Here is an 11,379-nt window from a genome sequence, read left to right as displayed (position 1 = left end):
GGGCAGGGGGGGCGCCATGACTGACGAGCCCCCTCAGGCGAGGCGCCGATATCCACCACCAGGCATCACCAGCCAGCCCCTATCCGTGCCGCTCCTCGCCGGACATGGGGCGGGCGGAATCCCCACCTTCGAGTCTTGCCGCTGGGCATGGAGGGGGGGATGCCAGAGCTTTGAATCACGACAGGTGGAGCCATGGCAGAGAAGACTGGCATCAGCGGTGGAGGGTTCCTCGAAGGAATCACCACCCTCGTCACGAAACTGGCGGAGCTCGCGGATAAGGGCGAACAGCTCCAACGCTCCGGAGAGTTCGGAGCCTCCGACAAGGGGCTCAGGGGCGTCTACGGCTTCAACGTGCGAATCGGAGGAGGCGCACCCGGTCAACCGAGCGGCACTCCGCGCGTGGAGCCCTTCGGGAACATCCGTCAGGATCACCAGACCGGCAAAGCGGTCGTCCACCCCATCCGCGAGCCCCTGGTGGATGTCTTCGAAGAGGGGCCGGACGTGCTGGTGGTGGCCGAGCTGCCAGGTGTCGACCGCAAGGACATCACGCTGGAGCTCCGCGAAGACATCCTGACCCTGCATGCCGAGCACGGGGCGCTCAAGTACCACAAGGAGGTCCTGCTCCCCAGGCGCTTCACCCACCGGCAGATGCACAACCGCTGCCGCAACGGCGTCCTCGAGATCCGCCTCACCGCCCAGGAGGAGAACCGCTCGTGAGCGTCGCGACCCGGGAACGTACGCAGACGCTGCGTGCCGCCGAGTCCCTCGGCAAGGACCTGGGCCGTGGCCTGGCCCGCATGGACCCCGCCGACATGCAGCGGCTGGGGGCGCAGATTGGCGACATCGTCACGCTGTCCGGCAAGCGCCGCAGCGCGGCCAGGGTGATGCCCTCCTACCCGGACGCCCGGGGGCGCGGAATCCTCCAGATTGACGGTGTGACCCGGGCCAACACCGGGGTGCAGTTGGACGAGCCGGTGAAGCTGACCCTGGCCCCCGCCCGACATGCGGAGAAGGTCGTGCTGGCGCCCCTGGAGTTCACCCCCACGCAGCGCGACCTGGCCTACATCGGCACGCTGCTGGACGGACTGCCGGTGGTGAAGGGAGACCGGGTCCGGGCGCTGCTGTTCGGCAGCCGCACGGCCGACTTCCGCGTCGTCGAGACCGCTCCTGTGGGGGCGGTGGTGATTCACCCCAACACCCTGCTGGAGGTCGCCAAGGCGCCGGAGAAGGAGAAGGCGGCGCACGAGCGGGCGCGCGCCGTCAGCTACGAGGACGTGGGTGGGCTGAAGCGGGAGCTGGGCCGCATCCGCGAGATCGTGGAGCTGCCCCTGCGGAATCCGGAGGTGTTCGAGCGGCTCGGGATCGACGCCCCCAAGGGGGTGCTGCTGTATGGCCCGCCGGGCTGCGGCAAGACGCTGATTGCCCGGGCGGTGGCCAACGAGACGGCGGCGGCGTTCTTCACCATCACCGGCCCGGAGATCATGCACAAGTTCTACGGAGAGAGTGAGGCCCACCTCCGGCAGATCTTCGACGAGGCCCAGCGCAGGGCCCCGGCCATCATCTTCGTGGACGAGATAGACGCCATCGCGCCCCGGCGCGAGAACGTGCAGGGCGAGGTAGAGAAGCGCGTGGTGGCGCAGTTGCTGTCGTTGATGGACGGCCTGGCCCAACGCCGGCACGTCATCGTGCTGGCTGCCACCAACATCCCCAACGTGCTGGACCCGGCGCTGCGTCGTCCGGGGCGGTTCGACCGTGAGATCGCCATCTCCATCCCCGACCGCACGTCGCGCAAGGAGATCCTCGCCATCCACAGCCGGGGCATGCCGCTGGCAGAGGACGTGGACCTGGACCATCTGGCGTCCGTGACACACGGCTTCGTAGGCGCAGACCTCCAGGCCCTGTGCCGCGAGGCGGCGATGATCTGCCTGCGCCGGTTGATTCCCCACATCGACTTCGCGTCGTCCGAGATTCCCTACGACGAGCTGATGCAGGTCCAGGTGACGATGGCCGACTTCCAGGCCGCGCTGCACGAGGTGGGGCCATCGGCGATCCGCGAGGTGTTCGTGGAGACTCCGGACGTGGGCTGGAAGGACGTGGGCGGACTGGGGCAGCTCAAGCAGCGGCTCATCGAGGCGGTGGAGTGGCCGCTCCGGTACCCCGAGGAGTTCGCGCGGGCCAAGGTCCGGCCCCCCAAGGGCGTGCTGCTGAGCGGTCCTCCCGGCTGCGGCAAGACGCTGATGGCCAAGGCCGCCGCCCACGAGAGTCAGGTCAACTTCATCTCGGTCAAGGGCCCGGCGCTGCTCAGCAAGTTCGTGGGGGAGTCCGAGAGGGGGGTGCGCGAGACCTTCCAGAAGGCGCGTCAGGCGGCCCCCTGCATCGTCTTCTTCGATGAGATCGACGCGCTCGTGCCGACGCGCTCCGCCGGGGGGATGGACGAGCGCGTCGCAGAGAGGGTCGTCAGCCAGTTCCTGGCCGAGATGGATGGCATCGAGGAGCTGACCGGTGTGCTGGTGCTCGCGGCCACCAACCGCGCGGACCTGCTCGACCCTGCGCTGCTGCGCCCGGGACGCTTCGACCTGCTCGTCGACGTGCCTCTGCCGGACCGCGAGGCGCGGCGCGAAATCTTCCAGGTCCACCTGCGCGACAAGCCGGTGGAGAAGGACCTTGGCCTGGACGTACTCGCTGCACGCAGCGAGTCCTTCTCTGGCGCCGACATCCAGGCCGTGTGCAACCAGGCCGCCTGGGATGCCGTGCGCCACGTCATCAGCGGCAAGGGAAAGCGCATCGTCATCACATCCGCGAGCCTGCTCAAGGCGATCCGTGGGCATAAGGAGGCACGCCGGCCATGAGAGCCCACGGCAATCCCGATGTGCAGCGGCGCCGCAAGGGCCAGCAGGCCCTGTACGTCTATGGCTTCACGCGGGCAGGAGCGGTAGAGCGCGTCTCCGTTCCCGGTGTCAGCGGCGCCGCCGACGTGCGGGCGCTGAAGCTGGGGAACCTTGCCGCCATCTACAGTCCTCTCTCGATGGAGGAGTTCCTCGGGCCGGAGGGCGCGGACCACACCCAGGACCTGGAGTGGGTGGCCCCCCGGGCGGTCATGCACGAGCGCGTGCTCGAGGAGGTGATGCAGTCCTCGCCGGTGCTTCCGGTGAGCTTCGGGGCGATCTTCTCCTCACCGCGAGCGCTGTCCGAGGTGGTCGACGCCCACCGGCAGGAGATCTCCAGCTTCCTCGACGACATCGCCGACAAGGAGGAATGGGCAGTCAAGGTCTACGCCAACGCCCAGCGCCTGCGCGCGCATCTGGAGCGAGCGCCCGAGTTCCGCCAGCGCCTCCAGCACCTCCCCGAGAATCCCGGCGCGCGCTACTTCCACGAGAAGAAGCTGCAGCGCGAGCTCGACGTGCGCAGCCGCAACGAGGGACAGAGCCTGGCGGTCCACATCCGCGAGGAGCTCGCCCCTGGGGCGCTCTCCGTGAAACCCCTGCGCCTGGCGGATCGCGGGCTCTCGGGCCGGCAGGACGACATGGTGCTGAACTCCGCGTTCCTGGTGCGCGCCGGGCAGGTGCGGCGGTTCACCCAGCGCGTGCAGCAGCTCGCGGCCCGGTACCAGCCGCAGGGGTTGACGGTGGAGGCGACCGGCCCCTGGCCTCCCTACAGCTTCTGCCCCAGCCTGGAGGAGCGGCCGTGAAGTCAATCGTGTACGGCATCCTGGACGCACGGCAGGCAACGAATGAGGCGCTGCCGCCGGGGCTGAACCAGGCGCCGCTGATGGCGGTGAAGCACGGCAACCTGGCTGCGGCCATCTCGCCGGTGGCGGAGGAGTTGGCCTCCTCGGCCGGCATCGAGCAGGCGCTGGAGTACGCCCGGGTGGTCGAGCAGCTGCACCGCCGACTGGCGGTGTTGCCCATGCGCTACGGCTGCTTCGTCCATCACCCCGAACAGGTGGTGGAGTTCCTGCACCGCTACGAGCGGCAGTTCTCGGACGCGCTGGCCCAGGTGGAGGGCTGTGACGAGATGGGTCTGCGCATCCTGTTCCAGGAGTCGGACGTGGCCGAGCCCTCGGAGCAGACAGGGGCGCCCACCGAGGCGGACGCCCAGCCCCGCGGACGGGCCTACCTGGACAACCGGCGTCGCTTCTACGCGCAGCAGACACGTGTGGACCGCGCTGCCCGGCGCATGGCGGAGCGGGCGCAGGCGGCCTTCTCCGGGCTGTTCGTCCGCTGCACCTGGGACCATGCCGCTCGCCCAGACGGGCAGCTGCTCTCCATGGCCTTCCTGGTGGAGCGCCTCAAGCTCGCCGAGTTCCGGCGGGCGTTCCTTCGCTTCCAGAAAGACTGCCCCGGCAAGGTGATGTGCAGCGGCCCGTGGCCCCCGTACGGCTTCGTGGCAGACCTGGCAAAGCCTGCCATCGCAGCCCTCGCCGAGTTGGAGCACCTCCAAGAGAAAGGATGAATACGTCATGGCAAATGTCTCAACTTCTACCGGGACGACCTCGACGGCCGATGTCATCGACCGGATCCTGGACAAGGGAATCGTGGTCGATGCCTGGGTGAAGGTCTCGCTGGTCGGCATCGAGGTGCTCTCTATCGAAGCACGCGTCGTGATCGCTTCGATCGAGACCTACCTCAAGTACGCCGACGCCATCGGCCTCACCGCCGCTGCGGCTGCGCCTGTCGCGGTCTGAATCTCCACCTGAACAGGACAGGACAACGTCATGCCACGCGCCAAGAATCGACACGAGAAGTCCACCCCGGAGGGACGCTACCTGTACGCGGTGGTGCCGATAGAGGTGGTCGACTCACTGAACCTCGACACTCCCGGCATCCAGGGTGCAGACGTGCACCCGGTGACGTCCGGAGAGCTGGCGGCCATCGTCAGCAATATCGAGCAACAGACGCTTCGGCCGGAGCGCAAACACCTCAGCACCCACAGCGCAGTGCTGGGCCAGGTGATGGACCAGGCGCCGATGCTGCCGGTCGCGTTCGGCATCATTGCCAGCAGCGAGCGGGAGGTCAGGAATCTGCTGGCCGAGCACGCGAACGACTTCCTCACGCAGCTCAGCGCGGTGAAGGGGAACGTCGAGCTGGGTCTTCGGATCCGGCTGAGCGACCCCAACGCGTTCGGGTACTACGTCAACGCTTTCCCTGAGCTCAAGGCGATGCGGGACGACCTCTACCGCGAGGGGGAACCGTCGCGCGAAGAGAAGATCGAGCTGGGGAAGTACTTCGTCGACCTGCTCAACGGCTTCCGCGAGGCGACCGCCGACAAGGTGCTCGATGGACTCAAGTCCGTGGCCAGTCAGACCGTGGTCAATGAGCCGCGCAATGAGTCGGAGGTGGTGAATCTGGCCGCGCTGGTGCCACGAAAGAAGGTCGACGCCTTCTACGCGGCCGTGGAGAAGCTGGGCGCGACGCTGCCCGAGAACTTCCAGGTGGACGTAACCGGCCCCTGGCCGCCGTACAACTTCACCCATCTGCGAATCCACTTCGAAGAGGTGGAGGAGGCAGCGCAGGGGGCGCCTTGATCATCCTGGACGATATCCTGATGGCCCCTGTCCGGAGCATCGCGTGGATCTTCCGCTCGGTGCACAAGGCCGTGCAGGACGAACAGGCCCAGGAGCAGACCGACCTCCGCGCCCGCCTGAGCGACCTGTACCGGGAGCTCGAGCGCGGCGAGATCACGGAGGAGCAGTTCGACGAGCAGGAGTCGCAGCTGCTCGACCGCCTGGACGCGTTGAAGGGAGCGCAGGAGGGGGCGGAGCCTGCGACTCCTGAAACAGGCCCTGGAGGTGAGGACAGATGAACGGGCAGGCGACGACACCCGAGGCACAGCAGGAGCGCGCCTCGGTGCTGGAGTTGCTGGACCGGGTGCTCAACAAGGGCGTGGTCATCAGCGGTGACCTGGTGATTTCGGTGGCCGACGTGGACCTCATCTACCTGGGCCTGCGGCTGCTGTTGACCTCGGTGGAGACGGCGCTGGAGGTGGGCACCCTTCCCGAACATCCACAGCGCTTGCAGTGAGGCGCGTGGAGGATCCGCGCACGCGCGGGATGGGAGACGGGGTGAATCATGGCAGTCGAGGGCGCACCACAGGCGGTGGAGGAGCTCGCCCGAGCGTTGGAGCCGACGAAGCCACCCAAGCTGGAGCTGGACGAGGAGAACGTCCAGGCCGGGCTCGTGCGGCTGGTGCTCGCCGTCGTCGAGCTCATCCGCCAACTGCTGGAGAGGCAGGCGCTACGCCGGATCGACGCCGGCTCACTGAGCGAGGAGCAGATTGAAAGGCTGGGCGTCACCTTCCTGCGTCTGCAGGAGCAGATGGATGAATTGAAGAAGCAATTCCACCTGACGGACGAGGACCTGAATCTGGACCTCGGGCCGCTGGGCACGACGCTGTGAGGCTGGCCGAGCAGCGGACAGAGAGCGAGGAGCCATGGCCCAAATCGACGATCGCGCGACGACGCCCTCCCAGCGACACTACCCGCCCACGTCGACCCGCAGCAGCTCCGTGGCCGACATCCTCGAGCGGGTGCTGGACAAGGGCATCGTCATCACCGGGGACATCAAGATCAATCTGACGAACGTCGAGCTGCTGACCATCCAGATCCGACTGATCATCTGCTCGGTGGAGCGGGCGCAGGAGATGGGCCTGGACTGGTGGACGACCAACCCCAACTTCAGCTCCCGTGCGCGACAGCAGCTCTCGGCGGCGCAGGCGCCCGTGGCGGCTCCGGCTCCAAGTGCCTCGGCCGAACCGGCGGCTCCGGCCCCACGTGCTGCTCCCAAGCCCACCCCCACGACCAGGCGCGCGCCCAAGGCCAAGAAGGTGTAGGGAGGGGCCGCACGCGCAAGGCTTGCGCGGCCCTCTCCCCACCGACACGTCCCGTGCGCCGCGGGACCGAGGAGACCTTGGGGATTAGGGCCCAAGCGCCGCGTCCCGCCCGGGCCACGGTGCCAGGCGGGACGGCACGCGCATCCCGGCCATCCTCCAAGCCGTCCCGGGTTTCAGGGCAGGGACGGCGCCATGCACCTGGTACGACGCGGTGGCAGTGGGCGGCGTGCGCACCGCCGCGAGCATCGCCTCGCGAAGCGGAAGCCGGCGCCCCTCACGCGCCGAGCAGGTCCGCCCAGAATCGAACCAGCCGAAACACGTCCATCAGCGCCTGTGGCCCGTCCATCTCCGCGTGGGTGATGAGCGGTGTGGCCAGCGCGTGGACCTCGGTGTGGGGACGCAGGGCGGCGGTCAACCGGCTGGACTCCATGGCGGGAATCACCGTGTCCCCCGCACCATGCAGCAGGAAGACGGGCGCGGTGGGCGGCGGCGAGCGCTCCGGCGACAGCGCCGGGTCCGCGGCGAACGTCTTCACGAAGGGCAGCAAGCGTGGGCCAAGCGCCGCCACGTCGCGCGTGTTCACGTAGCCCATCAACGTGGCCGCGGGCTCCGGCAGCTCCGCCTGGAGCTCTCGCGCCTTGGCGAACGTCTCCGCCGCGAGGCTGCCATCCACCATGGCCTGATGGGATGCGCGCAGGAAGGTCCGGATGCCCGCGCGCAGGGGCTCCACCTGTTCGGGAGGAACCAGCTTCTCCGCCACGTTCAGCAGGATGATGACCACGCCATAGTCATGCGGGGCCAGGTGACTTCCATCCGGCAGCTCGCCCGAGCACAGGAAGGTGAGCACACGCGGCAAGTCCCCATGGCCGCCGAAGGAGAGCGTGGCCGCCACCCGGTCCTGCAAGGCGGGCCGTCCCGCCGCCACCACCGACAGGCCGCCGGAGAAGCTGATGCCGAACAGGTTCACCTTGCCGTCGGGCGCCAGGTCCGCTCGCGACGCGGCCCACACGGCGGCGTCCTCGATGATGTCCGGCAGGCGCGGCGTGATTTCGTAGCGCAGCAGGTCCGGCGGCTCCGGGGTGAGCACCGCCTGGCCGCCCATGGCCAGGTCCTCCGCCAGCTTCACGAGCCGAGGCTCGTCGATGCCATCCGCGTGGACACCCGAGGTCAGCACCACCGTGCGCCCGCGCTGCGTCACCGGCCGGTACAACCGGGCACGCACCGTGCCGTGACGCGTGGGCACCTGCACGTCGCTCACGTCGAAGGGCCCGGTGCGCCAGTCCGCGAGCGCCGTCTCCACGCCGCCCTGCATGCCCGCCGCGCGCACCACCAGCGACAAGCCCTGCAGCCACCCCGGCACCACGAACAAGCCCACGGCCAGCAGCGCCACCAGCGACGCCGCCAGACTCCGCCGCACCGCCCGGCTCATTGGAAGAGGTGCTCCACGAAGGTGCACAGGCGCTCGCGCTCGAAGGGCTTCTCCAGCAGCCCGCGCGTGCGGCGGCCCACGAACTCACGCGCCTGCGCGGTGAAGGCGCCCCCCGTCATCAGCCCGGTGCGCAGCGCGAGGTCCGGCGCCAGCCGCTCCAGCTCCACCACGAAGTCCAGCCCGCTCATGCCCGGCATCATCACGTCGCACAGGATGGCATCGAACCGCTCTCCCATGGAGAGCAAGCGCAGGGCCTCGCGCGCGTCCTGGACGACGTGAATCTCATACACGTCACGCACCAGCCGGCTCACCGAGTTACCCACGGAGGGCTCGTCATCGATGAGCAGCAGACGCCGACGAATGCGAGCGGGCGTCGGCTCCACAACCTTCGTTTGCTCCACGCCATCCGTCCAGCCCGCGGCCTGCGTGGGCAGGACGATGCGGAAGGTGCTGCCCCAGCCGGGCGCGCTGGAGACCTCGATGCGTCCACCCATGGCCTGCACCAGCGTCAGGCTGATGGACAGGCCCAGCCCCGTGCCCTCTCCGACGGGGCGCGTGGAGAAGAACGGATCGAAGATGCGGCGTTGCACGTCCGGCGCCATGCCGTGTCCGTTGTCGGAGACCTCCAGCTCCACGTGCCGGCTGCTGCTGCTGGCGCGCAGGGACACCCGCACCCGGTTCTCCTCGGGCGCACGGTCCGGCAGCGCCTGGAGCGCGTTCAACAGCAGGTTCACGACAATCTGGGTGAGGCGCCCTTCGTTGCCATGAACGGGCAGCACCGGCTCCAACGTGCACGTCAACCGGGCGACCAACCCGATCTGGTTGCGGAGCAGCCGCAGCGCGCCGTCCACCACGTGCACCATGTCCACCGGACCATGCAGCTCTTCATCCGCGCGGGAGAAGGTTCGCAGGTCGCGGACAATCGCGCTGACGCGTCCAGCGCCCTCCTGCGCTTCGGCCACCACCTCCCGCAGCTCCATGAGCTGCTCGTGGGACAGCTCCGGCTGGGCGAGCAGCTCGCGCAGGTACGAGAGATTGGAGCTGACGTAGGACAGGGGGTTGTTGATTTCGTGCGCGACGCCCGCGGCGAGCGTGCCAATCGATGCCATCCGATCCGCCAGCACCCACTGCGACTCCAGCCGCGCGCGGTCCGAGGCTTCGAGGAGGCTCGGCGTGGGCATGGCATCCCCGTTCGACAGCGCCGACAGGCGCCGGCGCAGGCTCGCGAGCCGCACGCCCCAGTGTGTCCCGGGCGCGGTCAGACACTCATCCGCACCGGCTGCGGCCAGGGCGTCGGCTTCCACAGGCGCGCGGCCCGTGAGCACGACCAGGTGTGTGCGGGGTACGCGACGCAGGGCATTCAACCGCTGACAGCTCGCGCTTAGGTCCGACAGCGGGCCGCCGTCATCCCACAGGACGATGAGTCCCTCGGAGATGGCCCCGGGCAGGATCCCCGCCAGGGGCACACGCAAGATCTGGCAGTTCCGCCCCGCGTCGGACTCGAGAATCCCTCGCTCGACCTCCTCCGACACCTCGGGAGGCAATGCCACCAGCGTCACAAACACGGCGTCAATCCTCCGGCCCCATGAGCCCCGGGTTCCGCGCGCAGGAGCCGAAGCCACATGCCCATTGCAGCGCCCGGGCGCTCCACGGTCAACGTCGTCGCGTCGCCGACAGTTCCCTGCGCTTCCGAACGGTGGCTCCTTGGACCCGGCGGGTCGCCGTCGCCACCACCTGTGGCCCCACGGCGCACACCGGCAGCAGCGGGCAGCGACCGCAATTCTCCGGCACGGGTTGGGCGGGGCAGGCCCCACTCATGCCGTAGTGACACAGTGCGAAGTCGTAGCGAACAGGGTCGGCCGGGTCCAACACGCGCAACGCGGCTGTCACCTCCTCCGCCGTGCGCCACGTCAAATCACTGCGGTGGGTCAGTCCCAGGTGCCGCGAGATGCGACCAATGTGGGTGTCCAAAGGAATGAGGAGCGCGGAAGGTGGCACGCGCTTCCAGATGCCGAAGTCCACGGTGTCCGGGCCCCGCACCATCCACCTGAGGTAGAGGTTGAGCCGCTTGGCCGCTCCCCCACCCAGCGGCGAGGGCAGCAGGTGATGCAGGCCGCGCTCCGGGCCCAGGGCCTTTCGCAAGGCGCCCATGGGGATGGCGCGCAGGCCCGTCGTGAAGTGGTCCAACGCGCCGTGCAGGGTGTCACGTGCCTGGAGCCCCTGGAGGAACAACGCCTCCAGGCTGCCCAGCTCCCGCAGCACACGCCCCATGCCCAGCAGGAGCACCGCCACGTCCGTGCCCACGTTGAAGCGGTACACGAAGCCTTCGAGCAGCGCCCGCGCGCCCGCAACGTCGAGCGCCGTGACGAAGGCGGCGGGAGACGGCCCCATGCGGCGCAGCAACGCGTCCACCTTGGGACGGAACAGGTCCGCGCGGCCGTACGCCAACCCGGCCGCCAGCAGCGCGCTGACCTCGATGTCTCGTGGGTCCTGGTAACGGTGCGGGAACTCCACCGGATCGAAGGCGATGCGGGCGCGCGCGTCGGTGGACGTCAGCACGGCCTCCAGCCGTGGCCGGAGGTGCTCGGCGGCTCGAGGCGAGAGTCCAGCAACCAGGGCAGTGCGTCTCTTCGAGCGCGGTGTCACGTCAGGCGGTCCCACAGGGTCCAGGAACGGCGAGCGGCCCGCCCGTCTTCCCAATGCTCGCGGCAGGCCTTCGTGCGCCTTCGTGCCTCATAGCGACAGGAGCACATCCAACTGGGCCTTCACGGCACTCGCCTCGTCCTGCTTGCCGAGCTTCTCGTAGAGCGCCACCGCGTCACGCCGCTCTTGAAGCTCGCGGGCGATGACGGCCTGCACGGCCTCCGGAGTCAAGGCCAGCCGGGGCACTTCGCCATGCCCCAGCCCACCAGCGCTTCCGGCGAACACGCCACCCACGGCGGAGGGCGCCACGCCCATGTCCGGTGCTTCCGCGTTGTCGATGGCCGCGAGCAGTTCGCGAAGCACCGCTGAAGCCTGCGGGCTCCGCGAGCGCATGGCCTCCTTCAATGCGGTGCGAAGTATCGCCTTCCACTCATCCACGGTTCGCATGCGCGCACCCTACCGACGCGCGGGGGGCGACT

General features: G+C 68.9%; 14 protein-coding genes. 10 read left to right on the top strand and 4 right to left on the bottom strand.

What is annotated here, in order from left to right; translation table 11 throughout:
- The first annotated feature begins 192 nt into the window (after positions 1–192).
- Genes hsp20 through HNV26_RS28910 form a run of 10 tightly spaced genes read left to right on the top strand, consistent with a single transcriptional unit; the run spans position 193 to position 6,828 of the window.
- A complete protein-coding gene (hsp20, locus tag HNV26_RS28955; protein WP_171440161.1) occupies positions 193–717 on the top strand; it encodes an archaeal heat shock protein Hsp20 in 525 nt (174 codons plus the stop codon).
- Complete coding sequence (locus HNV26_RS28950; protein ID WP_171440160.1) at positions 714–2,849, top strand: CDC48 family AAA ATPase; 2,136 nt, start codon at positions 714–716, stop codon at positions 2,847–2,849. The genes hsp20 and HNV26_RS28950 overlap by 4 nt, the downstream gene beginning before the upstream one ends.
- Positions 2,846–3,688 (top strand): GvpL/GvpF family gas vesicle protein, encoded by an 843-nt coding sequence (locus HNV26_RS28945; RefSeq protein WP_216612806.1) that lies wholly within the window; start codon positions 2,846–2,848, stop codon positions 3,686–3,688. The genes HNV26_RS28950 and HNV26_RS28945 overlap by 4 nt, the downstream gene beginning before the upstream one ends.
- A complete protein-coding gene (locus HNV26_RS28940; RefSeq protein WP_171440159.1) occupies positions 3,685–4,452 on the top strand; it encodes a GvpL/GvpF family gas vesicle protein in 768 nt (255 codons plus the stop codon). The genes HNV26_RS28945 and HNV26_RS28940 overlap by 4 nt, the downstream gene beginning before the upstream one ends.
- Before the next feature lie 7 nt (positions 4,453–4,459).
- On the top strand, positions 4,460–4,684 hold the full coding sequence (gene gvpJ, locus HNV26_RS28935) for a gas vesicle protein GvpJ (protein ID WP_011552837.1): 225 nt from the start codon (positions 4,460–4,462) through the stop codon (positions 4,682–4,684).
- Between the two features lie 30 nt (positions 4,685–4,714).
- Entirely contained in the window at positions 4,715–5,524 is an 810-nt protein-coding gene (locus tag HNV26_RS28930) for a GvpL/GvpF family gas vesicle protein (RefSeq protein WP_171440158.1), read from the top strand.
- Positions 5,521–5,802 carry a gas vesicle protein GvpG gene (locus HNV26_RS28925; protein ID WP_171440157.1) on the top strand — a complete coding sequence of 94 codons (282 nt, stop codon included), beginning with the start codon at positions 5,521–5,523 and terminating at the stop codon, positions 5,800–5,802. The genes HNV26_RS28930 and HNV26_RS28925 overlap by 4 nt, the downstream gene beginning before the upstream one ends.
- The gene (locus HNV26_RS28920; RefSeq protein ID WP_011552834.1) at positions 5,799–6,020 is read left to right on the top strand and encodes a gas vesicle protein; all 222 of its coding nucleotides are present in this window, start codon (positions 5,799–5,801) and stop codon (positions 6,018–6,020) included. Before HNV26_RS28925 ends, HNV26_RS28920 begins: the two co-directional genes overlap by 4 nt.
- A 48-nt stretch (positions 6,021–6,068) precedes the next feature.
- Entirely contained in the window at positions 6,069–6,395 is a 327-nt protein-coding gene (locus HNV26_RS28915) for a gas vesicle protein K (RefSeq protein WP_140862065.1), read from the top strand.
- A 34-nt stretch (positions 6,396–6,429) separates the two neighbouring features.
- Positions 6,430–6,828, top strand: coding sequence for a gas vesicle protein (locus tag HNV26_RS28910; protein WP_171440156.1), 399 nt, complete (start codon positions 6,430–6,432; stop codon positions 6,826–6,828).
- A gap of 274 nt (positions 6,829–7,102) precedes the next feature.
- Here HNV26_RS28910 and HNV26_RS28905 read toward each other — a convergent pair whose 3' ends face one another.
- The 4 genes from HNV26_RS28905 to HNV26_RS28890 form a co-directional block, all read right to left on the bottom strand.
- A complete protein-coding gene (locus HNV26_RS28905) occupies positions 7,103–8,257 on the bottom strand; it encodes a dienelactone hydrolase family protein (protein WP_171440155.1) in 1,155 nt (384 codons plus the stop codon).
- The gene (locus HNV26_RS28900; protein WP_171440154.1) at positions 8,254–9,822 is read right to left on the bottom strand and encodes a hybrid sensor histidine kinase/response regulator; all 1,569 of its coding nucleotides are present in this window, start codon (positions 9,820–9,822) and stop codon (positions 8,254–8,256) included. The genes HNV26_RS28905 and HNV26_RS28900 overlap by 4 nt, the downstream gene beginning before the upstream one ends.
- A gap of 88 nt (positions 9,823–9,910) precedes the next feature.
- Positions 9,911–10,816, bottom strand: a complete 906-nt coding sequence (locus tag HNV26_RS28895) for a TIGR02757 family protein (protein ID WP_171440153.1) — start codon at positions 10,814–10,816, stop codon at positions 9,911–9,913.
- A 174-nt stretch (positions 10,817–10,990) separates the two neighbouring features.
- The gene (locus HNV26_RS28890; RefSeq protein WP_171440152.1) at positions 10,991–11,347 is read right to left on the bottom strand and encodes a GatB/YqeY domain-containing protein; all 357 of its coding nucleotides are present in this window, start codon (positions 11,345–11,347) and stop codon (positions 10,991–10,993) included.
- Positions 11,348–11,379 lie beyond the last annotated feature (32 nt).

Source organism: Myxococcus xanthus (assembly GCF_013116825.1).
Taxonomy (GTDB): Bacteria; Myxococcota; Myxococcia; order Myxococcales; family Myxococcaceae; genus Myxococcus; species Myxococcus xanthus_B.
This window is presented reverse-complemented; position numbering and strand designations above follow the sequence as displayed.

Bases quoted from the DNA above. Each gene is read 5' to 3' on its own strand.
- gvpJ (WP_011552837.1), top strand. From the start codon at position 4,460: ATGGCAAATGTCTCAACTTCTACCGGGACGACCTCGACGGCCGATGTC.
- HNV26_RS28930 (WP_171440158.1), top strand. From the start codon at position 4,715: ATGCCACGCGCCAAGAATCGACACGAGAAGTCCACCCCGGAGGGACGC.
- HNV26_RS28915 (WP_140862065.1), top strand. From the start codon at position 6,069: ATGGCAGTCGAGGGCGCACCACAGGCGGTGGAGGAGCTCGCCCGAGCG.
- HNV26_RS28905 (WP_171440155.1), bottom strand. From the start codon at position 8,257: ATGAGCCGGGCGGTGCGGCGGAGTCTGGCGGCGTCGCTGGTGGCGCTG.
- HNV26_RS28945 (WP_216612806.1), top strand. From the start codon at position 2,846: ATGAGAGCCCACGGCAATCCCGATGTGCAGCGGCGCCGCAAGGGCCAG.
- HNV26_RS28920 (WP_011552834.1), top strand. From the start codon at position 5,799: ATGAACGGGCAGGCGACGACACCCGAGGCACAGCAGGAGCGCGCCTCG.
- HNV26_RS28910 (WP_171440156.1), top strand. From the start codon at position 6,430: ATGGCCCAAATCGACGATCGCGCGACGACGCCCTCCCAGCGACACTAC.
- HNV26_RS28890 (WP_171440152.1), bottom strand. From the start codon at position 11,347: ATGCGAACCGTGGATGAGTGGAAGGCGATACTTCGCACCGCATTGAAG.
- hsp20 (WP_171440161.1), top strand. From the start codon at position 193: ATGGCAGAGAAGACTGGCATCAGCGGTGGAGGGTTCCTCGAAGGAATC.